General features: G+C 39.6%; 23 protein-coding genes. 12 read left to right on the forward strand and 11 right to left on the reverse strand.

The genetic code is table 11. The features are described 5' to 3' along the window. Positions 1 to 9 precede the first annotated feature (9 nt). From pheT to K245_RS0102550, 7 genes are all read right to left on the reverse strand, one after another. On the reverse strand, positions 10 to 2418 hold the full coding sequence (gene pheT / locus K245_RS0102515; RefSeq protein ID WP_027358040.1) for a phenylalanine--tRNA ligase subunit beta: 2409 nt from the start codon (positions 2416 to 2418) through the stop codon (positions 10 to 12). Position 2419: 1 nt separating this feature from the next. Then, a complete protein-coding gene (gene pheS / locus K245_RS0102520; protein ID WP_027358041.1) occupies positions 2420 to 3427 on the reverse strand; it encodes a phenylalanine--tRNA ligase subunit alpha in 1008 nt (335 codons plus the stop codon). 235 nt (positions 3428 to 3662) lie between these two features. Further along, the gene (rplT, locus tag K245_RS0102525; protein ID WP_027358042.1) at positions 3663 to 4019 is read right to left on the reverse strand and encodes a 50S ribosomal protein L20; all 357 of its coding nucleotides are present in this window, start codon (positions 4017 to 4019) and stop codon (positions 3663 to 3665) included. Positions 4020 to 4214: 195 nt separating this feature from the next. Next, on the reverse strand, positions 4215 to 4412 hold the full coding sequence (gene rpmI / locus K245_RS0102535; protein ID WP_027358043.1) for a 50S ribosomal protein L35: 198 nt from the start codon (positions 4410 to 4412) through the stop codon (positions 4215 to 4217). A gap of 311 nt (positions 4413 to 4723) precedes the next feature. Further along, positions 4724 to 5305 carry a translation initiation factor IF-3 gene (gene infC / locus K245_RS0102540; RefSeq protein ID WP_332248649.1) on the reverse strand — a complete coding sequence of 194 codons (582 nt, stop codon included), beginning with the start codon at positions 5303 to 5305 and terminating at the stop codon, positions 4724 to 4726. A gap of 101 nt (positions 5306 to 5406) precedes the next feature. Continuing rightward, positions 5407 to 5910 carry a nucleoside deaminase gene (locus K245_RS0102545; RefSeq protein WP_027358045.1) on the reverse strand — a complete coding sequence of 168 codons (504 nt, stop codon included), beginning with the start codon at positions 5908 to 5910 and terminating at the stop codon, positions 5407 to 5409. Between the two features lie 280 nt (positions 5911 to 6190). Continuing rightward, positions 6191 to 6754 (reverse strand): type I restriction enzyme HsdR N-terminal domain-containing protein, encoded by a 564-nt coding sequence (locus K245_RS0102550; RefSeq protein ID WP_027358046.1) that lies wholly within the window; start codon positions 6752 to 6754, stop codon positions 6191 to 6193. Between the two features lie 165 nt (positions 6755 to 6919). Here K245_RS0102550 and K245_RS0102555 point away from each other — a divergent pair, with 165 nt between their 5' ends. Genes K245_RS0102555 through K245_RS0102565 form a run of 3 tightly spaced genes read left to right on the forward strand, consistent with a single transcriptional unit; the run spans position 6920 to position 9440 of the window. Next, complete coding sequence (locus K245_RS0102555; RefSeq protein WP_084156101.1) at positions 6920 to 8035, forward strand: deoxyguanosinetriphosphate triphosphohydrolase; 1116 nt, start codon at positions 6920 to 6922, stop codon at positions 8033 to 8035. Between the two features lie 11 nt (positions 8036 to 8046). Continuing rightward, entirely contained in the window at positions 8047 to 8667 is a 621-nt protein-coding gene (locus K245_RS0102560) for a YkgJ family cysteine cluster protein (protein ID WP_027358048.1), read from the forward strand. After that, complete coding sequence (locus K245_RS0102565) at positions 8664 to 9440, forward strand: YkgJ family cysteine cluster protein (RefSeq protein ID WP_027358049.1); 777 nt, start codon at positions 8664 to 8666, stop codon at positions 9438 to 9440. Before K245_RS0102560 ends, K245_RS0102565 begins: the two co-directional genes overlap by 4 nt. A gap of 188 nt (positions 9441 to 9628) precedes the next feature. Here K245_RS0102565 and K245_RS22750 read toward each other — a convergent pair whose 3' ends face one another. After that, entirely contained in the window at positions 9629 to 10504 is an 876-nt protein-coding gene (locus K245_RS22750; RefSeq protein ID WP_198013809.1) for a YifB family Mg chelatase-like AAA ATPase, read from the reverse strand. Positions 10505 to 10603: 99 nt separating this feature from the next. On the opposite strand from K245_RS22750, the gene K245_RS27140 reads away from it, so the two are divergent. The 9 genes from K245_RS27140 to K245_RS0102620 all read left to right on the forward strand — a co-directional run bounded on the left by K245_RS27140 (position 10604) and on the right by K245_RS0102620 (position 19776). Next, positions 10604 to 12628 carry a recombinase family protein gene (locus K245_RS27140; RefSeq protein WP_084156099.1) on the forward strand — a complete coding sequence of 675 codons (2025 nt, stop codon included), beginning with the start codon at positions 10604 to 10606 and terminating at the stop codon, positions 12626 to 12628. Between the two features lie 220 nt (positions 12629 to 12848). After that, complete coding sequence (locus K245_RS0102580) at positions 12849 to 13193, forward strand: DUF2493 domain-containing protein (protein ID WP_027358050.1); 345 nt, start codon at positions 12849 to 12851, stop codon at positions 13191 to 13193. Positions 13194 to 13327: 134 nt separating this feature from the next. After that, complete coding sequence (locus tag K245_RS0102585; protein ID WP_027358051.1) at positions 13328 to 13648, forward strand: hypothetical protein; 321 nt, start codon at positions 13328 to 13330, stop codon at positions 13646 to 13648. A 372-nt stretch (positions 13649 to 14020) separates the two neighbouring features. Continuing rightward, positions 14021 to 14767 (forward strand): tellurite resistance TerB family protein, encoded by a 747-nt coding sequence (locus K245_RS26245; RefSeq protein ID WP_027358052.1) that lies wholly within the window; start codon positions 14021 to 14023, stop codon positions 14765 to 14767. A gap of 1124 nt (positions 14768 to 15891) precedes the next feature. Next, a complete protein-coding gene (locus tag K245_RS22765; protein WP_035276349.1) occupies positions 15892 to 16179 on the forward strand; it encodes a hypothetical protein in 288 nt (95 codons plus the stop codon). Between the two features lie 439 nt (positions 16180 to 16618). Next, entirely contained in the window at positions 16619 to 17578 is a 960-nt protein-coding gene (locus K245_RS0102605) for a tetratricopeptide repeat protein (protein ID WP_027358054.1), read from the forward strand. A gap of 45 nt (positions 17579 to 17623) precedes the next feature. Then, entirely contained in the window at positions 17624 to 18163 is a 540-nt protein-coding gene (locus K245_RS0102610; protein WP_027358055.1) for a hypothetical protein, read from the forward strand. 94 nt (positions 18164 to 18257) lie between these two features. Beyond that, the gene (locus tag K245_RS0102615) at positions 18258 to 18752 is read left to right on the forward strand and encodes a hypothetical protein (protein WP_027358056.1); all 495 of its coding nucleotides are present in this window, start codon (positions 18258 to 18260) and stop codon (positions 18750 to 18752) included. Positions 18753 to 19104: 352 nt separating this feature from the next. After that, positions 19105 to 19776 (forward strand): thermonuclease family protein, encoded by a 672-nt coding sequence (locus tag K245_RS0102620; RefSeq protein ID WP_027358057.1) that lies wholly within the window; start codon positions 19105 to 19107, stop codon positions 19774 to 19776. Between the two features lie 514 nt (positions 19777 to 20290). On the opposite strand, the gene K245_RS0102625 is transcribed toward K245_RS0102620, so the two are convergent. The 3 genes from K245_RS0102625 to K245_RS0102635 form a co-directional block, all read right to left on the reverse strand. After that, on the reverse strand, positions 20291 to 21055 hold the full coding sequence (locus K245_RS0102625) for a DNA adenine methylase (protein WP_027358058.1): 765 nt from the start codon (positions 21053 to 21055) through the stop codon (positions 20291 to 20293). Between the two features lie 62 nt (positions 21056 to 21117). Further along, positions 21118 to 21357, reverse strand: a complete 240-nt coding sequence (locus K245_RS22770) for a hypothetical protein (RefSeq protein WP_156906675.1) — start codon at positions 21355 to 21357, stop codon at positions 21118 to 21120. Further along, the gene (locus K245_RS0102635) at positions 21354 to 21911 is read right to left on the reverse strand and encodes a hypothetical protein (protein ID WP_027358059.1); all 558 of its coding nucleotides are present in this window, start codon (positions 21909 to 21911) and stop codon (positions 21354 to 21356) included. The genes K245_RS22770 and K245_RS0102635 overlap by 4 nt, the downstream gene beginning before the upstream one ends. Between the last annotated feature and the right edge of the window lie 5 nt (positions 21912 to 21916).

Consider the following 21916-nt stretch of genomic DNA (forward strand, 5'->3'; position numbering starts at 1 on the left):
TAAAGTCATCTATGGCGATACGGCGCCTAATCCCGTTCTCAATTCATCAGATATCCTGTTGTGGATCTTGTTCACAGCATCATCTTCGAGTGTTGATTCGGCTGATCTGTACACGAAACGGACAGATACGCTTCTTTTTTCCTCCGGTACGGGAGTCCCTTCATAAACAGCGCACACCCATGATGTCTCAAGCAGAGATTCTTTCATTGATCCTATTTTTTCCATAATCTCGGCTGAGCTTATGGCTTTGTCAATGATAAGGGTTATATCCCTGGATGTAGATGGGTACTTGGGTGTTTGTTTGTACTGTCTGTCTGAAGTATAATTCTGTTTTACAATGTCAAGGTTCAGTTCCATGAAAAGGGCTGACTGCTTGATGTCGTAGGCTTTCAGGACAGCAGGATTGATTTCGCCGAGAATGCCCGCTTCTTTACCGTCTATGCTTATTTTTGTGCAGTATCCAGGTCTTGCATAAGGATACAGATCAAGATCAGGTTTTTCAAAAACTACGTTTCTGATTCTGAGATTATCAAATATTGCCTCTGCAGCGCCTTTTATATCATAAAAGTCCACTGAGTCGGATTTTGAATGCCAGGTATTTGGTTCTCTTACGCCAGTCCATGCAATTGAAAGTGTTTCTGTCTCCTTGGGGAGCTTTTCATTAATAACAGGCATGAATGTCTTGCCAACTTCAAACATTCTGAGGTTTCTTTCCTGCTGGGAAATATTTTTCCTCATCGTGTCAAATATTCCAGGCAAGAGGCTTGTTCTCATTACGGCTAATTCTTCAGAGAGCGGGTTTAGGATCTCCACGCTGTTTCTTCTTGAATCAATTTCAGATAGTCCCAGGCGGTCATAGCTTTTCGGGCTTATGAAGCTGTAATTGATTGCTTCATAGAAACCCAGCCCGGTCAGAATTCTTTTTATCATCATCCTGAACTCGAATGTCGACGCTGGTGTCCTGTCTGCCGTTGCAATGGCAGGGAAGGTGACCGGGATATTGTCATACCCAGAAAGCCTTGCTATTTCTTCCATGAGATCTTCCGGGATTGTTACGTCAACCCTGAAAGAAGGAGGTACTGCTACAATTATATCTCCTTCAATCTGGGTTTCGAACTCAATACTTCTCAGCATATCGGCCATCATGGACGGACTGAAATTTGTGCCAAGTAGTCTGTTTGTTCTTGTTGCGCTTATGCTGATCGGTTTCGGAGCGAATTTAACCGGATTGACATCAATCGTGCCATCTGTGAGTCTGCCTCCGGTCAGTTCTGCAATGAGGGTTGCTGCTCTTTCCGCCGCATATAATGTCCCAAGAGGATCAATTCCTCTTTCAAATCTGTGGGATGCGTCTGTTCCAAGACCCAAAACCTTTGCAGTCTTTCTTATGGATGCGGGATTGAAATATGCGCTCTCAAGCAGGATATTGACCGTGCTGTCGCTTATTTCGGAGTTCTCTCCGCCCATTACTCCAGCTATTGCGACAGGCTTTTCCCCGTCGCATATCATGAGCATTCCATCTTCAAGTTTTCTTTTTTTGCTGTCCAGGGTGGTGAACTCGTCGCCTTCCTTTGCTGTCCTGACAATTATCTGTTTGCCGGCAAGGTTGTCATAGTCAAAGGCATGGAGGGGCTGGCCGGTTTCAAGCATTACGAAGTTGGTTATATCAACTACATTGTTGATCGGCTTGAGTCCGACTGATTTGAGTCTGTCCTGAAGCCACGCCGGTGACGGAGCTATCTTTGCGCCTAAGATTATTTTTGCCGCATATCTTGGGCAGAGTTCAGGATTTTCGATTACAACTATTGCAAGACCTGCCGCTTCGCCGCCTGCTTCTGATATCTTCAGTTCTGGCTTGGTTATCTTTGATTTCTGGATCGAGGCCACTTCACGCGCAATACCTAATATGCTGAGGCAGTCAGCCCTGTTTGGTGTCAATCCTATCTCAAAAACATGATCAGAAAGGTTCAGGGCCTTATTAAGAGGCGTACCAGGAGCTATTGAGGCGTCAAGCTCCAGTAGTCCGCCAGCCGCTTCTCCTATCTCAAGTTCTCTTGCGCTGCATAGCATTCCTGATGAAGATTCGCCCCTTATTTTTCCTTGTTTTATAACGCTGCCGTCAGGCATTACGCATCCAGGCAGAGCAAGCGGAACAATCATTCCCTCTTTTGCGTTGGGTGCTCCGCAGACGATATCTATGGTCTCTTTTCCCGTAAAAACCTTGCAAAGTTTGAGTTTGTCAGCATTGGGGTGGGGCGCTGTTTTTTCAATTCTTGCGGCTACGATTGTTTCGAGCCATGCGAATCTGTCGTGTAGAGCGTCCACTTCCAGCCCTGTCATGGTTAGAGCTGCGGAAAGTTCGTCTATGCCTGTGTTTATGGTCACATATTGGCTAAGCCAGTTGGTGCTGAATTTCATTTTAGAATTGTCCTAAAAACCTGATGTCGTTTTCGTAGAATTTTCTAAGATCGTCTATGCCGTATTTGAGCATGGCGATTCGCTCGACGCCTGTTCCGAAAGCAAAGCCCGAATACTTTCCAGGCTCATATCCAGCCTTTTCAAAGACATAAGGATGAACCATTCCGGAGCCAAGGATTTCAAGCCATCCGGTCTGGGAGCAGACTCTGCATCCTTTACCCCTGCACATCACGCACTCTATGTCGACTTCAGCGCTTGGTTCCGTGAAAGGGAAAAAACTTGGTCTGAATCTCAGCTTCACATTTTTGTCAAAAATCTGATGGACAAAGATTGTGAGAATACCTTTAAGATCGCTGAAGCTTATGTTCTCGTCGACAAGCAGTCCCTCCACCTGATTGAACATTGGTGTGTGGGTATGGTCAGAATCGCATCTGTATACTTTGCCAGGCGCTATTATTCTGATTGGAGGCTTGCTTTTTTCCATGACCCTTGCCTGCATAGGCGAGGTATGGGTTCTGAGAACCACGTCTCCGGATACATAAAAAGTATCCTGCATGTCTCTCGCCGGATGATTTTTAGGGATGTTGAGCGCCTCAAAATTGTAGTAATCGCTTTCGACTTCAGGACCTTCGGCAATTTCAAAACCAAGGCGAAGAAATATGCTGCATATTTCCTCGGTGACCTTGGTGATTGGATGGAGGTTTCCCTGATAGGCTGGGCGTCCGGGAAGAGTGATATCAATTCCAGGAGCTTTTCTTGCAATATCAGCCTCGATTTTTTCAGTCGCCTTTTCAATGGCCTCCTCAATTTCCTTTTTAAGGATATTGGTGAGCTTGCCAGCCAAAGGTTTTTGATCTGCGGGCAGATTTGCAACATTTCTCAGCATAAGGGTTAAGGAACCTTTTCTGCCAATGTACTTGACAGAAACGTTCTGTAAAGACTCAAGGTCTTTGGCTTCATTGACAGCGCAAAGCGCTTCTTCCCGAATCTGTTTGAGTTCTTTTTCCACGGCTATATCTGAAATCCAGAAGTTATTGTAAATTTAGACGGTTCGGTAGTTTGTTGCGCTTTTGCAAGTCAGATACTTACCCGTCAGCATTTTTATGGTTATGTAATTCCAGTTCGCATTCAGAATCTTAAACTTTTAACCGATGTACCATTCTAAAGGCTTGTGGAGCGGATATTAAAAAAGCCCATGCGGTTTAAATCCGCATGGGCTTCTATTTTTTCATGACAAAAAAATACTAATTTGCCAGTTGGCCTGCAGCTGTTTCAGCTATTTTGGTGAAAGCTGCAGGATCAGAAATGGCAAGTTCGGCAAGAACCTTGCGGTCAAGTTCAATGCCAGCCTTATGAAGGCCGCCTATGAATTTGCTGTATGAAAGTCCGTTCATTCTTGCCGCAGCATTTATACGTACAATCCAGAGAGCTCTGAAATCGCGTTTCTTTGCTCTTCTGTCACGGAATGCGTACATGAGCGCACGGTCAACTGTATCCGCCGCGCTGCGGAAAAGCTTACTTCTTCCGCCTCTGAAGCCCTTGGCTAATTTTAAAATCTTGTTACGTCTTCTTCTTGCCTTAAAGCCCCTCTTAATTCTCATTTTAATCTCCTCAAAATTTTCCGCTGTATACGCGGATGTGATTGTGTCTGATCCCTTTTCCGGCAATTCCGTAAGTGGAAAGAAGTCTGTCCCGGCTTTTCATATTAGTTACCTGGCTACCTATAGCCGCCCAAGGTTTGAAAGGCCTCGCCGGATGGCTTCATGACACCATTCAGATCCAAATCCGTCTATCTGCTATGCGTTTGGCAGAAGGTGACGGATTTCACGCATATTTGACTTGTCGATAATCTGACCCTGGCGAAGTTGACGCTTGCGCTTTGTGGTCTTCTTTGTGAGGATATGGCTTGAATTTGCTTTTTGATATGCAAATTTACCAGACCCGGTTTTTTTGAACCGCTTGGCAGCGGATCTATTGGTTTTGATCTTGGGCATCGGAAATCTCCTTGGAATGCAAAAAAATATCCCTAATCTAAAATAAACAAAAAAACTGTCACTGTTTTCAGTGGCCAGTTTCAAAAGTCGGCATAATAAACATAAGGTCTATCTGCGTCAATAATAAAAATGCGGATAGATAATTAATAACCCCAAAAAAGACGTGAAAAAACACTCCAGTCGCATGAATTCTAACCGGAGTGAAGGCCTGTTTTTGGCGCCTGCCTTGTGATCAGCCTTAAAGAGATAGGCTCAAAGAAGGACTTTAAATAATAACCATAGGGAAGCTTTTATGCCCGCAAAATCCGGGGTTACTGAGCTTTTGGCGCTACAACCATTACCATTGCCCTGCCTTCGAATTTTGCGTCACTCTCAATGGTCGCAATTTCTGTTATTTCTGCGGCAATCTTGGTAAGCAGTTCTTTTGCCTGTTCTGACATGGTTATTTCCCTGCCCCTGAAAACAACGGTGATCTTGACCTTGTCTTTCTTTTCAAGAAATTCCTTGATATGTCTTATCTTGGTCTGAAGGTCGTGTTCTCCTGTCTTGGGACGGAGCTTTATTTCTTTAAGCTGGAAGGTCGCCTGTTTCTTTTTGGCTTCCTGATTCTTCTTAGTCTGCTCGTATTTGAACTTGCCATAGTCCATTATTTTGCAGACAGGAGGGCTGACGTTGGGTGAAACTTCAACGAGATCAAGCGCTCTCTCGCTTGCGGCTGCAAGGGCTTCGTGGAGTTGAAGGATTCCGAGCTGTCTTCCTTCGTTGTCGATGACCCTGACTTCTCTGGCCCTAATATTACGATTTATTCTGAGTTGTTGTTCAGCAGCGATGCCTACACCTCCTGAGACAGTGTTGTTATTAACGGTGATTCTATCACCGATGATGAATGGTATACAGGTATTATTACATCAGGCTTGTTTACTATGATAAAGGGTAATATTGCAAGATAAAAAATGTGGATTTTATAAGGATTATCAGTTTGTTCCGACTTTTTTCAGATTGTCTCCAAAGTGTATTTTGCAAGAAGGCTGTCTTTTAGGTAATCGTTCGAAGGACTTGAAAAGAATTTCTTGAAAATTTGGAGGCTTTCGTTTCTCATTATTCCTGGAACAATCTGTATTCCTGAGTCCCTGTAAAGAGGAGGCAGATTTTCAAGAATGCATGAAGTACCTCCACCCATGGTGTCTTCATAAGCATAAACCATTTTTTTTATTCCGCTTATGATTATTGCTCCAAAGCACATTAGGCATGGTTCCAGAGTGCAGTATAAGGTAAGATTTTTTCTGTCAGCCCCGGGATGATCTTTTTCAAGATTTTCAAGGGCTATGATTTCGGCGTGTCTGGTTTCCCCGCCTGCTGATTGCCTTGAACTTGTTCTCGTAGATGATGAAATAATCCTGCCATTCTCAATAATTACGCACCCAACAGGGAACTCACCTGACTCGAGGGCTTTTTCTGCATTTTTCAGAGCTTTTGCCATGAATTCTTCATGATTCATATAATCGTCCATAGAAAAAAATATTTTTCATTTTTTGTAATTATTCAGCAAATAAGTATTTAGGTCGCTTTTTTGAAAAAAAGCTTAGCAAAAAACTTTTGGTTTTCTGGTGATTGGTGGTGTACCAAGGTACCGCTCAATATTTCTTTCCTTGATCTTACTTCAAAGCACAATGGCCAAATTAACTTAAAAGTTTTTGGGAAAGGTTTGGAAAACCCTTTTTTCAAAAAGGGTTTTCCAAGAATAACAATGCTAAGCTGAATAGTTACCATTTTTTTTGTTATTCATCGGGCAATCTGCATACATTTTCGTCACAAGGACACGCTCCGTCTATTTCATATGCGTAAACAAGCCTGCCTGCCATTTCCATAGCCCTTTCTCCAATTTTGGGAAAGTAATAGGAAGAGTATTTTTTTTCAAGACATAACCTGTCAGGGATTGAATCAAGGCCGTATGAAATGATGGCGCCACTTTCTCCATCAATAATAAGAGCGTCCTCGCCATTTGTTACAACGACAAAGGGAATCTGGTAAGGCTCAATCAGTCTGGATATAGCAATTGCAGGAGTCTCTCTGGTAATAATTGATCCTGGCCCGTATTTGACAATCATCATTACCTTGTCTTTAATGGATATTTTGAAATCAAGCCATATGCTGCCCCTTCTTTTTGAAACAGATTTCAGCTCAATTTTTATTCTGCTCTCAATCTCTTCCCTTAAATAATTTTTGTTCTCCACAAGGATCCGGGCGATTTTCTGCCTGTATCTTTCATCGTGATTATCTTCAATTTCCCTGCCTGACAGGAAATCCTTCATTTTTCCGAGTACAAGATGATGTCCGCCCATTTTTTTATATCTCCGGTGTTAGCGTTTGATTGAGATTAATCCCTAACAGATCAGTAGGCAACTATCTGTTTGGTAGTACCTGAATTTTTTGGTGTTTATAATTGCAAAGCCTTGAAAAAGGATATACTTTCTGGCTGGATGAGTATTATTGGAATGGGGAAAAAAATGAGTATCTCAAAGGCTGCAATCAAGGCAGGAGACGGGTTTGGGACAGAACCCACGCTCTTTTCAATTCGTGAATCTTTTGAAGAAAGAGAAAGCAATTTTATTTCTCCCCACGGATGCACAAGCAGGGATTCCAGGGGCAGACGAAAAAGCGAGACTTCATGTCCGGTCAGGACTGTTTTTCAGCAGGATCGGGATCGCATAGTTTTTTCAAACAGTTTCAGAAGATTGAAGCACAAAACCCAGGTTTTTCTTTCTCCGCTCGGAGATCATTTCAGGACAAGACTCACCCACACACTAGAGGTTGCGGAGATCGCAAGAACCATTGCACGGGCAATGAGACTGAACGAGGATCTTACAGAGGCCATAGCTCTGGGTCACGATCTTGGTCATACGCCTTTCGGCCACGGCGGCGAGACAGTTCTTAAAGAAATATTTTCATCAAACTTCTGCCACAGCGACCAGAGTCTCAGGGTTGTTGATGTTCTTGAACGTCAGGGGGCAGGGCTGAATCTTACATATGAGGTCAGGGATGGCATACTCAAGCATTCCAAAGGTTTTGGAAATATAATTCCTTGCGAGCCTGGCGAAAAAGCCGTGACTGTCGAAGGGCGAATAGTCAGAATTGCTGATATCATGGCATACCTGAATCATGACCTTGATGATGCTATCAGAAGCGGCGTCATCACCCGCGATCAGATTCCGGGGGAATGTATAGAAACCCTCGGTGATACTCATTCCCAGAGAGCAACCACAATGATCAGGGACATCATCTATTCATCAGGATACACAGAAGACGGTGTCGATTTAAGGATGAGTGATGAAGTCTATGAACGGATGATTCTTCTTAGAAAATTTCTTTTTGATAATGTCTACAGATCTCCCCAGGTGCATAATGAATTCCTAAAAGCCAAAAAAATTCTTACGGATCTTTTCGGTTTTTTTATGGAAGACACCCAGGCCCTCGTATCCGAGCTTGCAAGGATGGAAATGGAATGGATAAAACTTGACTCCATGCCCATGCCGAGGATAGTGTGCGACCTCATTGCAAGCATGACAGACAGGTATGCAATGAATCTCTATAATCGCATTTTTATGCCAAAGCCTCTTTTTTAGAAATTATGGTTATGAACAATATATTTGAAATGGTAAAAACAGCTGAAAAAGCTGGTCTTTTTGCTGAACTTGCCGATATTTTCAGTGACATGGATATGGAATATGAAAAGTCTGCGGCTTCAGCCGGATTTTCATGCAGAGGCTGTTCTGAAAGCTGCTGCGAGACCAGGTTTTATCATTTTACCTGGGCTGAGTATCTTTATCTGATGAAGGGTCTTATGAGTGGCCTGGCCGGAGTTGAGCCCGACGTTTTTGCTTTAATGGGCGACAGGGCAAAATTTGTCGCTGACTATTACAGAAAGGGCAGCCAGATAGATGTTCCAAGAATCATGTGTCCGGTGAATGAAGATGGACTTTGCAGGCTTTATGATTTCAGACCCATGATATGCAGACTTCATGGCGTAGCTCATGAGTTCAGCATGGGACACCAGAAAAAAGAGGGTCCAGGATGCTCTCTGTTTGATGCTGAGGCCAATGGCAAAAATATTCAGCCTCTTGACAGAACTCCTTTTTATTCAAGGATGTCCATGCTTGAGAAAAAGGCCCGCGAAGTACTCGGGCAGCCAGGCAAAATAAAAATGACCGTTGCAGACATGGTGGAGTCTGCGTTTGCTGAAAAGCGGGTGATATGAAGCTTGTTTCAATAGATGAATTGGCCGAAAGGGGCAGAAGGATAACATCCTTTGACAGATTCAGTTTTCGTTGTCATCCTGATGTGAGCTGTTTCAACAGATGCTGCAGGAATCTCAATCTTTTTCTATATCCATATGACGTGATAAGGCTCAGAAAAAGTCTCGGAATAACTTCCGGTGAATTCATAGACAACCATGTTGATGTTGTCATGAGGGAAGGGTGCTTTTTTCCGGACGTTCTACTCAGAATGTCTGAGGACAGTGAGGCCTCATGTCCTTATCTCACTGCTGACGGATGCTCAGTTTATCAAGACAGACCCGATGCATGCCGGGCATTTCCGGTAGAGCATGGCGTATATATAAATGACAAAGGTGTTTCCGAAGACGTGCACTTCTTCAGGCCTCCCGATTTCTGCATGGGGCAGCATGAAGAAAAACAGTGGACTGTAAAGACCTGGGCAGAAGATCAGAATGCAGTCGAATACAACAGAATGACTAAGCTGTGGGGAGAAACTAAGGCTCTTTTTGGAACAGACCCGTGGGGGCCAGCAGGTTCTGCCGGGCCAAAGGCGAAAATGGCATTCATGGCCGCCTATAATATTGATGGCTTCAGGGAGTTTATTTTTGAGAGCTCATTTCTCCAGAGATACAAGCTAAAGGCAGATCTCCTCAAAAAGCTCAAATCCGATGACGTGACCTTGATGAAGTTCGGCTTTGAATGGATAAGAGCTTTTGTGTGGGGACTGAAGAGCGACAAAATCAGGTTGAGGTAAACAAAATAGCTTTCAAGCCCACAAAGTATAAGGCGTTTTGTTCATCGATCTAATGCGTAAAGCTTGCGGTTCTGTCTTGTTTCCGGTAGATTCCGTATCCGATGTTAGCCTGAAAATAGCGCATAGATCCGATCTCTTATCCCTACGCCTTTGATTTGCAGACCTTCGTCCGTTTTTTAGGGAACCCCTTAATGCCTGTCCAGACTCCTTAGCTGAATAGCTTCAGCCACATGGTGGTGAGCTATATCAGGGCTTGCCTCCAGATCCGCAATCGTTCTTGCAATTTTGAGAATACGGCTCACTCCCCTTGCTGACAGTCCCAGTTTTTCAGATGCTTTTTCAAGAAATGAGGTTATTGGAGAATCAATGGAGCAGAAAGCCTTGATATGTCTGCTTCCCATTTCCGCGTTGGTCTTTATTTTTGTTTTTGCAAATCGCTTTGACTGGATTCTTCTGGCTGCTTCAACTCTTGATCTTATCTCGGGCGATCCTTCAGCTTTTTTGTCAGACATAAGGGATTTGTAATTCACCTGCGGAACTTCAACCTGAATATCTATCCTGTCCATTAGAGGACCGGAAATCTTTGACTTATATCTTGAAATCTGGGCCTGACCACACTTGCATTCATGGACAGGATCACCGAGGTATCCGCATGGACAGGGATTCATGGCTGCGACCAGCATGAAACTTGATGGGTATGTTATTGTCGCCATTGCCCTTGATATTGTGACTCGTCTGTCTTCAAGAGGCTGTCTGAGCATTTCAAGAACAGTCTTTTTGAACTCAGGCATTTCATCCAGGAAAAGCACGCCATTATGAGCAAGGCTTACTTCTCCTGGTTTCGGATTGGCTCCTCCACCTATCAGACCGGCATCAGATATTGTATGGTGAGGATTTCTATACGGCCTCTGATTAACAAGCCCTGATTCCGCGTCAAGAAGGCCTGCAACGCTGTGGATCTTTGTGGTTTCGAGGGCTTCTTCAAATAAAAAGGACGGAAGAATACCTGGTATTCTTCTTGCCATCATGGTTTTTCCGGAACCTGGGGGGCCTGACATAATCATGTTGTAGTATATTTAATATTGATTTTCATTTTAATTTAATCTAATTATATTAGCTAATTGAATAATTATTATATTTTTGTACGCCCCTGGATAAAACTTATGACCCAGCCTGTTTGCTATAGCTATACAAGATTTTCAAGCCCACAACAATCAAAAGGTAATAGCTTAGAGCGCCAAATAAAGCTTGCAGAAGAATATGCTAAAAAACACAATTTCACATTAGACAACACATTAAGAATGCATGATGCAGGTCTTTCAGCTTTTTCAGGAGAACACATTGAAAAAGGTGCTTTAGGTAAATTTTTGACATTAGTGAATTCAGGTAAAATACAGAAAGGATCTGTTCTAATTGTCGAATCATTAGATAGGCTTTCACGAGATCAGATCACAGACGCTCTAACACTATTCATGGATATAATAAAAAGTGGCATAAAAATTGTCACTTTGAGCGATAGCATGGAATATACAGTTGATTCTATAAATAATAACTGGGCACAGATCGTTGTTTCATTAGCAATAATGTCAAGAGCGCATGATGAAAGTCTTACTAAATCAAAGCGTTTAAGTAGTTCATGGGAAGCTAAAAGAAACAAAGCCAAGGAAGCTGTTATTCTTACAAAAATATGTCCTGCTTGGATACGAGTTATAAAACAGAATAAGTTAAGGAGTTTTGAAGTCATAAGCGATAGAGCTGATCTTATTAGAGAAATATTTTCAATGTACTTATCTGGGAAAGGCGTTCACACAATAGTCACTAAGATTAATAAGGATGGAATACCTGCTTGGGGAAAATCAAAAACAGGGTGGCATAGATCTTATATTCAGAAAATTCTTCATAACAGAGCTGTGATTGGGGACTTTCAGCCAAAAAAGAAAGTTGATGGGAAGTTTGTGCCTGTTGGAGAAATGCTGAGAAATTATTTCCCTCAAATAATAAGTGAAGAAGATTTTTTTAGAGTTCAGCAAAAAATGCAAAAAAACACTAAGTACCCTGGCAGGACTGGAAAAATATCAAATTTATTCACGGGATTATTGGTTTGCTCATATTGCGGGTCACAGTATACATACAGAGACAAAGGCAATAACTGGATGTATTTACATTGCTCAAATTCAGTTGATGGTAAAGGGTGCAGAGCTACAAGTGTCAACTATTATATTTTTGAAAAAGCCTTTTTAGAATTTTGTTCAGCCCTTGATGTAAATAAATTAATTGATGGGAATAATGACCAAATTGAAATTAACAGCTTAAGAACAAAAATTGAGTTCATAACCTCAAAAATCGAAAATAATAATAGGAGGCACAGGAATTTAAAACAAGCTATCAGTGAAGCCGATGATAAAAAAATACGAAAAGAACTATTAGATGACCTAACAAGAATAAAAGACGAAACATTAATTTTGCAAAATGAAGCAGACGAAACTGAAATAAAAATTAGAGAATTAAACGCATATAAAAATTATTTTAAAGAAAGAATAAACGACATTAATAAACTGTACTCGCATATGGATGCATTACAGGAAGCAGATAGGATTGAGTTTCGTTTAAAAATTAGAGGCAAATTAAGAGATCTGATTAAGGTGATTGGCATATCTTCAGATGAATACTCTGACGAGTTCATTAAAGAATTCAAGAGTTACTTTGCAAGCAAAGAAATCGTTTTTAAGGATGATTTTTACGAATTAATGAAGAGTAAAAATTTCAGTAATGTAAGAATTGAATTCATAAATGGTTCTTTGCTTGAATTTAATATTGATAAAAGGACTCAGAAAGCCAAAAAAATCATAGATTTTCAAAAAGAACAGGCTAAATATATATCATATGGTAATGGGAATGCCTGCCTTGTAAATGATCTGCTTACCAATGAAGAGCTTTTTATAGCAGAAGATGAAATGCCCCTGATATATCTAAGGAAGGGTTCTATGTCTCAATCATATAGTGAATGCTTAAAATGCATTCATAATCTTGCTTCTTCAGATGGAATAAAATGCCCTTCAGTTAAGGTTCACAAAATTATTGATTACAAGAAATTTATAGAAGATCGAACTAAAAGCATTAATAGCTTTTTCAAGATAGAGCTTAAAAGCGAAGCTATTGAAGCATGCCCACAATTTCAAGAAAAATAGATTCATATTTTGCAGACAAACTTTTTTATCTTACTCTGCCTCTCAGATACATTTGCATATAAATTAAAAATGTAATGGCACTATCACTTCAGCCGCAAAACCGTATCATTTTCACGTCTTCTTGATGAACTTAGTTTATTGTGCTAAACAAAGGTATCAATATAGCCATACTTCGAATTGGTATGGGCCTTTATATAAAATTAAATAGCAAAGGATTCATATGCGCACCATTATTGCTGGAAGCAGAATTTGCAACAACATGGCAAACTTACTGTCAGCACTCAAATCAGCAGGATGGAAACCCACAACTGTAGTATGTGGCACAGCAAAAGGTGTAGATACCTTAGGAGAAAAGTGGGCCATAGATAATGGCATACCGATTGAGAAATTTGCACCTGACTGGAGCAGATACGGCAGAGCCGCAGGGCCTAAACGCAATTTAGAAATGGCAAAATCAGCAAATGCCCTTATTGCGTTATGGGACGGCAAGAGCAAGGGTACTAAGAACATGATAGAAACAGCCAGAAAAGAAGGGCTAAAAGTTTACGTGCATTTAATCGACTAATAACCTCAGAAAACGACCCTGTAATTATATCAGATAAAGCCCCACCTCAAAGAGAGGTAGGGGCTTTTATAGTTTCTGGGACTATTTCAAGCTGAATACGTCAAAAGGGACTCTTGCATAAGGAGAGAGCATATATGTGGAATGAACCAAGTAAAGAACGCCTTGGTGCAATACCCAAGCTTTATGCTACAGAGCATATACCAATTAAAGACAAGCTTATTCATCTGCATTTTTTTATAGGGAACTGCGATTGGTTTATAGCTGAGTATGACGGAGATAACATCTTCTGGGGGTATACAATCTTAAACGGAGACCATGAATGTGCTGAATGGGGCTATATTTCATTCAGTGAGCTTAAATCTATTAAGGCTGGTGGGTGGTGCGAGGTTGATTGTGTACTGGAAAAATATTGGCGGCCTAAAAAAGTATCAGAAATACCGGTGATCAAAGTTTAAGGTGGTCAAATGAGGCCAGTAATGCGGGAATACAAGCTCTATAAGTAAAACGGCAATGTATTCGAAAGCATTTAGATTAAAGTATGAAACCAGCACTCATATTATTGACTGGTTTAAAGTAAATGCTCGCATGAAACTTTTGATTTAAATTAGATACAACGAACGCTAAAACAAATTGAAATCAAAATTTTTATTTATCTTTCATGAAAATTTGTCCAACATAATTATGCTAATTCTTTAAAATTTTCATTGAACTTTTTTTTTAAAAAAAAGATAACTGGTTAATAATTTCTATACCGCTTCAATTAAAAGTTAATAGCCATTGAGCAATTTAGCTTATATTTTTGTATAATTATAAGGGGATGCATCGCTATGGATAATAATAAAGAAGTAGCATTACGCTTGATAGAGTGTATGTTAATAATTTCATATAGTGATGGTCATTTAGATGAAAGTGAAATTGAAGTTATAATAAATATTGCTTCTCAAACATGGAATGGCTCTGATGATGATTTAAAAATGCTTATTCAGCAAGCTATTAAGAATATAGAAAACAACAACGATTCTCTATCAAGAAAAATGGATGATAATGCTGATTTTTTTTCTGGAATTCTCGATAGCGAAGGTAAAACCCAGCTTATAAATATTTTTGAAGAATTAATAAATGCTGATGGAAAAATAACAAAAGAAGAACTAAATTTATTCAACAAATTTCATGATAGAATACTGTGTCATCAGTATGATAAAAAAGTAAACAATCATGAAGGATATAAGGACTCATTAATAATATTTGGCGCTTCATTATTAGCTCTGCCATTTGGATTAGCTAATATAATTTCACCTCAATTAAGTTTTCTAATTGTAGCAGTTGCGGCTGGTTATATTATATGGGATAAATTTTTCAGGAGAAGATGCTCTGTTTGTTGTTCAAAACGTAACATTCTTTTTGATGAACAAGAACTTGACAGATGGCTGGGGCGAAAAACTGTATATGAAAAAACTGCTAGTGGAAAAACTAAATCTAAAAATGTTCAAACAACATACATGAAAATAAAGAGATTCTATAGATGCAATGATTGTGCTTATGAGTGGGCAATAATTTCAAATGAGGAAAAATAAATTTTAACCATAGTCTGCATAGGCCAAGCTCATAGTCAGGTTAATCTATTGCAAAAGCCAGTATCAGCAATAATTTTTGATTAATAGAAGCTTCGGCGTCCCGCATGCATCAATTTTTTTTTGAAGAGTAAGCTACTTTAGCAACCATTAGATTTTCAAATGACACATCAATTCTCTGCTGGTGGTTTAAGCCTACCTCCTGCGTTCAAGTCTGATCCTGAATAATCAGGATCAAATCTCAGAAAGTACAGAGCCTTATATAAACACCGTTAGGATTTCTGAAATTGTCATATTCTGTTTTTTGCGGATGAGAGCGTTCAATACATCGCTTAAGATAATTATTTCAGGACGGTCTTTATATGTTTTGCTTGGAGAGCAACGGAAATATAAATCAAGAGCGAGAATAAGCTCGTCTCTCGTCCATTTAGGGTTTCTCATATTGATTATCCAGCTGAGTTATTTTTTAAACTGATTGTAGCCAAAGCACATTGAAAAAAGTGCAAAGAGAACGCAGCAAAATGGGCGAGAACACGACAGAGGCTGTTACCAAATACAAATTACAGTTAAACATGCATGAATGCGATCTCGCCCGGATGATCTTGTTACTAAAGTATAAGCCAAAGGCTGCATTGCGCAACAACTGCGTTTATGCATTTTTTCGCTTTTCATAAACCCGTATATATACTCAACCACAGCAAAACCTTATTTCCTTAAAATCTGAATAATCAAGCCTGCTTCACTCATTCAATACAATGACTTCATTTTTTAAGTTTTTATCACCGGTATCGAACCACCAGATCATACAGTCAACACAGATATCACTTCTCTTCAGGGCTATACCCATCTGTATTTATAAATCGTAAAAGATATAGACTTTTAAATATTTCTATTAATCTATCATCTATTGAGATATAATAAAATATTAGGCTAAAGATATAGGATGTGATTACATTAATAATAGCTATTAGAATTTTTTTTTCATATGAAAACTTTATCAAGATATCAGTATCAACGTTGTAAACATGGAACTGTTTCAGGCTACGTTTCATGTATATTCTAAACAATGGCGCAATAGACAGTTGCACTTACAACACATTTGCGAAAGAAAAACGAAAGGGATAAGTATGACTTTTAGCAAGGAATGTCAGGAATATCACTTGACACCTAACGGGTGGGTAGAGGGTTCATTTAAGGGCGATACATTGGGTTCGGGTGCCACAAAAGAAATTGCAGCACCAGATGATCGAGTTCTCACAATCTTCTGCTATGATGAACGTCCTTCACTTCACTCAAAGCCATTCTATCATGATAAAGTGGTTTGGGAAATTGCCGACAAAGCTGTTATCAGCCAATTACAAATATCATTTGGTAAGAAGCCTGATTGGTTCGGATACAAAAAGATGAAGAAATAATTCGGCTATGAGGACGGGTACATGGGCCATGCCACCGCCAATGAGCTGCATGTGTTGACATCGCATAGCTCTCCGTTAAAAGTCGAAAAGGGAAATTTGCGCATTTAAAAGAAAATCATATTCCAACGCGCAGAACGTGGCGCTTACATCTCAAGTAGGCGGTGTGTGCCTTGTTGTGAACAGATCAGCTTTTTTACTAGAAGCAAGGTAAAAGCTACAAGAACTATGATATAGCTCAAATATACCCATTAAATCCATCTACTGAAGAAACTGAACTGTTAAAAATGACGTGAACTTATCTATGTAAATGATGAGAACAATGTCATTCCTCTTTGCCTGGCATGGCAAGTTTGACAAGCCTAGAACTGAAGAATAATAACGGCCCATAGTGAAATGCAGAAGATCATTATAAAATTTTAATAATTATTAAGCATACTTTATGAGATTAAAAACACTTGTAGCATCTATCGTTGGTAGTATTTTATTATTGAATTTTTTTTTATTATCTTTTGCTAATGCTCAAATTGACTGTGCTAAGATTAAAAATTATAAAGATTTAAGAAAACAAGGGGGGTGCGATGGAGAGATTCACCATTTGATAGAGAAACGGTTTGCTGACATTTTTGGAGTTGACCCAGATATCATTCCTTCTATTTGTCTCACTAAAGAAGAACACAGAAGCTATACCAATAAATGGAGAGAATATATCCCATATGGTAAAGAATATAATAATTTATCAATACAAACAATAATCAAAGTATTTACTGAGATTTATAATGATAATCCATGTATTATCAAAAAATTACTTAAATTTTTAGAAAAAAATTTAGAAAAGAAAATTGGGTCAAAACTCTACAAAAAACTAATCCAAAGAATCCCCAAGTTATTTCCACAAAATGCAATAGAGCCTATTATCAGAAGAATTTATATTATAGTTTTTTGGTATGAGGTGTATAGCTTTTTTCCACAATTTGATGAAAATTTTTGTTCAGATGCCAATGTTATCAAAGCAGAAGAATTATTTGCCGAAAGCCAAATTTTAGCTCAGGACAACAAACAGGAGGCTATAAAAAAATTAAGTGGCTCATATTTTTTTATAGGCTACGCTGTCTATAAAAAAATGGAAACATACATTTCATCACCCAGTAAAGAAGTAGTGAATGTTTTTACTGAAAAAAAAGAGTTTTATTCTAAATGGGCAATAGAACTTTTTAAAAAATCATTAGAGTTAGACTCTAATAATCCTTATACTTATTTATATTTAGGAAATACATATAGTGCTATAGGGAGCAAAAATGATGCTGTTGTGAATTACCAAAAATCAATTCATTATTTTAAACAACAAGGTGATACTAAATTTTCAGAACCAATAGAAAAAATGATTATCAACTTGAAATGATATCTAATTGTGAGTCTAATGATTTCGGTTATAAAAGAGGTCTGTATGAAAAGTAGACTATTATCAGCATTACTTATGTTTTTTTTATTATTTTCGAATAGCAATTATGCATTAAGTGAGATCCGTGAAGATGAGTTTAATAAATACAGCAATCAATTTTTAGATGATTTAAATGCTATTTATGAATATCAAAATAGAACTTTTTTGCAAAGACACAAATGGAAACTTATTGGTGGAGCAATCGTTATCACAGGAGCAGTTATAACAGTTGCAACAATGGGAGCTGGAGCTCCGGCAGGAGCATCGTTGGTTGCTGGAGGATCAACAGTTGCAGCAACAGGCGGTGTAATAACTGCTGCTGCTGGTGGAACAGTTGTTGTAATGGGTACATCATTATCTTCTCCAGGGTCTGACTTTTATAAATGGTTAGATTCAAGAAAGATAATTCTGACTCAAGCTGACCTAAATAGTGTAGATCAAGCAATACAAGCAAAGCACCAAGAAATAATGCAAGCTGACTCAATTGAGAATGCACAAAAAATGATAACTGATATTGCAATTACCACAATATCACAACACCGCTAATATGCTCATTGCTATATATGATTCTATAAAAAGCTGGTTTTTGATTTTGTAGCATGGAAATAGGACGTGGCAAATAGGCGTTTATAAGGTATAAATGACGGATACTAAATCTCAAAAGATCAGAAAACAAATATATGATCTGACAATTGAAGACTTGCAGACATTTTCAATATGGGAGTTTTGTTCTGATGAAGAAGGTTTTAATGAACAAGATGAGTGTACTGTCAGGCCAAAAAGCAACAATCATTTTGAGTATGTAAACAAGCTTATTTGCTTGACCTCTTATACTTTTAATAATGGTAATAGTTATTTAGGCTACATTACCCCTTCATTAAATATGCAAGAAGCTCAACCACATATAATTATAAATAGTCAATTGACTATGCAATTTTGGTTTGGAATAAATAAGCCTAATATCTTAGTAATTGAAAAAAATTTCAATCAAATAGACTGTAAATTATCTGAGGTATTCCCAATATCATGGAGGATTATCCCCATCATTCATGGATTGCCCTTTAAAGGCGTTATAGATGATTTTTATTATTTAAATGATGATTTTCAAATTTCACGGTTGTCTACAAAAAAATAATTGAAAGCAGTTGTTAACGGACTCTACGGAGTAGAGAGTTTGCTATATTAGGATATTTTTATTGAACTTCAGATATGAATATAGATATAAAAAAAGTGTTATCAATACGCAAAAGTTGAGTAAACGTAATATTTGCGTTTATAAGCCTCTGCCGTAAGAGAAAAGCTTATACAGCGACGTCAAGACTCTTTAGGCAAATGCTTGCATAATAAATATGAACACGGCCTCGCATGTCTGACAGCTATAATTAACACAATCTAAACCACCTGAACAATTTATTTGTTTCCTCCTCCAACCTTTGATAAACAAAAGTTCTTGATCTCAATAATCACCCCTGTAATTAGGAATACATATGAAAAGAATACTGACCACAAGCTGGCTTTTACTTCTGATTTTTATCTCATCCCCTGTATTTGCTCTTGAAGGCAAGGTCGTTGGCATATCTGACGGTGATACCGTAACAGTCCTAACCCCCGAAAAGCAGCAGATAAAAGTAAGGTTATACGGAGTCGATTGCCCTGAATCGCATCAGGACTATGGGCAGAAGGCAAAACAGTTCACGTCTGATCTTGTATTTAGCAAGACAGTTGATCTCGAAAAGATTGATACTGACAGATATGGCCGTACAGTCGGCGTTATAAAAGTTGGCAATACTGTGCTGAATGAAGAACTGCTGAAAAACGGTTTCGCCTGGTACTATGGACAGTACTGCAAAAAGCCTTTCTGTTCTCAGTGGCAGCAGCTTGAATCTCAAGCAAAAAGTAAGAAAGCTGGACTATGGGCAGGTAATAGCCCGGTTGCGCCGTGGGATTTCAGAAAGAATAAAAGAGCTGGTGATGAAAGCTCTGATAAAGCACAAAGCAATCAGCAGATCGCAGCAGGCTTTAACGGTAATACGAAGTCTATGGTATTTCATCAGGCATCTTGCAAGAATTACGATTGCAAAAACTGTTCTGAGCATTTTGCTTCAAGGGATGAAGCTATCAAGGCTGGGTATAAGCCTTGCGGGGTCTGTAAGCCTTAAGGCGTGTGATTTATAAAACGATGAAAAACGCAAATAATGCGTTTACACAGTTTGCGTTTTTTAACTGATGTATAGTGCTTGAAAGACTACGAATCCTTAGGTCGCAGGTTCGACTACTGCCTTGCGCCACTAAAAATATAAAGCCTGAGCATTTTTTGCTCAGGCTTTTTTATTTTGCTCCGGTCGGATTCTGGTCGTTTGGATTCACATTTAGATTAAGATTCGCCGACCATGCAGGATGCTTAAATTAATTCTGGTTCCAACCTGACGCCTAATAGATTGCGCAGTATTTTCGTTGTGACACTCACATAATTATCAAATGGCTGTATTGACATGACTAAAAAATAGTGAATATTGTAAAGCGGCGAGCGCTTTGGCACCATTTTGCGTCTGCTTTGGCACCACTGCCGCATGAATTGAATAAAAAAAGCCCGTCTGATTGCCTGTCAAAAATATGTCGATTATTACAGCCCTGACCAGAAAAAATTAAAACAACTGACCAGGGCTTGATTTATCAATAATTTGTGAAGATCAGTTCTTTTCCCTCTGTGGCACTTTTTTGAGAGACAGAATATCTCAGCTTAACTTCCAGCTGTTTGAAGTCCTTGAACACTTCACGAATTTCAGGCAGGTCGTTTATGGTCAGAAGGAACTTGCCTTTCACGCCTCCAAGTATCCCGGCCATTTCCTTATAATCATCCAGAACCATATTATGGTTGTAGTATGGGGCTTTATAATAAGGTGGGTCAATAAAAAAGAAGGTGTCGGGCCTGTAGTATCTGGCCACAAGATTCTGCCACGGAAGATGCTCAACAACACACCCGGACAACCGCATGTGAACCTGGGACATTTCCTCCTCAAGCCTGATTATGTTGATTTTGCCAGCCCTTCCAGGAGACACCCCGAACGATCTGTTTCTAACTCTGCCACCGTAGCAAAGCCTCTGTGTATAATAATATCTGGCGGCTTTCTGTATATCGGTCAGGCCGCCTGTTTCAAGCTGGCTTTTCCATTCTTCAAACATCTGCCTTGAAGTTAAAAGCCATTTAAACTGCTTTAAAAACTCTTCTAAATGATTCTGGACTACCCGATAAAAGGATATAAGTTCTCCGTCCAGATCATTGAGAACTTCAGATTTTGAAAGCATCGGGTCTTTTTTGAAAAACACCCAACCGGCTCCTGTGCATACTTCGCAGTATGTTTCATGCTCCGGCAACATCGAGATGATCTGGGCAGCAAGTCTTGATTTGCCGCCCACGTAGGCCATGGGACTGTTCATAAAATCCTTATATATATGGTACTCAATAACTAAAAAAACTGCAAAATGCAGCAGCTTTACATTCAGGCACGCCACCTGAACCGATACCTAAAATAACCGCCTATGCTGACTCCTATAAACATAGTCACAGAAGCGATCTTGTTTTTAATTCCGCCTTTCATGGCCACACATTTCGAGAGCTTCCAGTCGGCCAGAATTTTATCCTTCAATGTCCCTCCGTCTGCGTATTCGTAGTCATGCCCCACGCAGCACGGCCGCCAGTTCCCATCAAAAAAGCAGGTACAACCATCACTGTCCATCATAATTTCCTGTAAACCTTGAATTGAAGATCACCAACAAGCCTGATGCCATATTTAAACCCGCCAAGTTCAAAGATTTCGTTCATGTCTTTCGGGTCAATTTTCACCAGCACAGCCAGCTGATTCGTTGTTTTATATGTAAAGGACATGACTCCGCTTACCATTGACGCTGATATGGTTTCATATTCAGCGCTTCCGGCTTCTGTCCTTAAAAGCAGTCGCCATGTCCTGTCTGGCAGAGATTCAACAACAGGAGATCCAGGATCAGCGCTCTGCCTTGCTGTGCAAACGACATTCAGTCCCTCAATACCGTCGTTGGCTACTCCAATTGGATCATTCCGACCGTCTCCACCAGATAGCGTCACATGGACATAAGCATATTGGATTCCGAGCTTTTCCTTGTTTATCCTCGCAATCTGCTCCACGGCATAGGCCTCCGCGTCCGCATAAGATAAAAAAGGCTGCCCCTGTAAATCTGTCGGATATATAATGTCATGGCCCAGTCCGAACACCCTTGCCCTGTTTCCTTGCAGAATTTCATAAGTAATGTCGCTCATCTGAT

Source organism: Desulforegula conservatrix Mb1Pa, from assembly GCF_000426225.1.
Lineage (GTDB): Bacteria > Desulfobacterota > Desulfobacteria > Desulfobacterales > Desulforegulaceae > Desulforegula > Desulforegula conservatrix.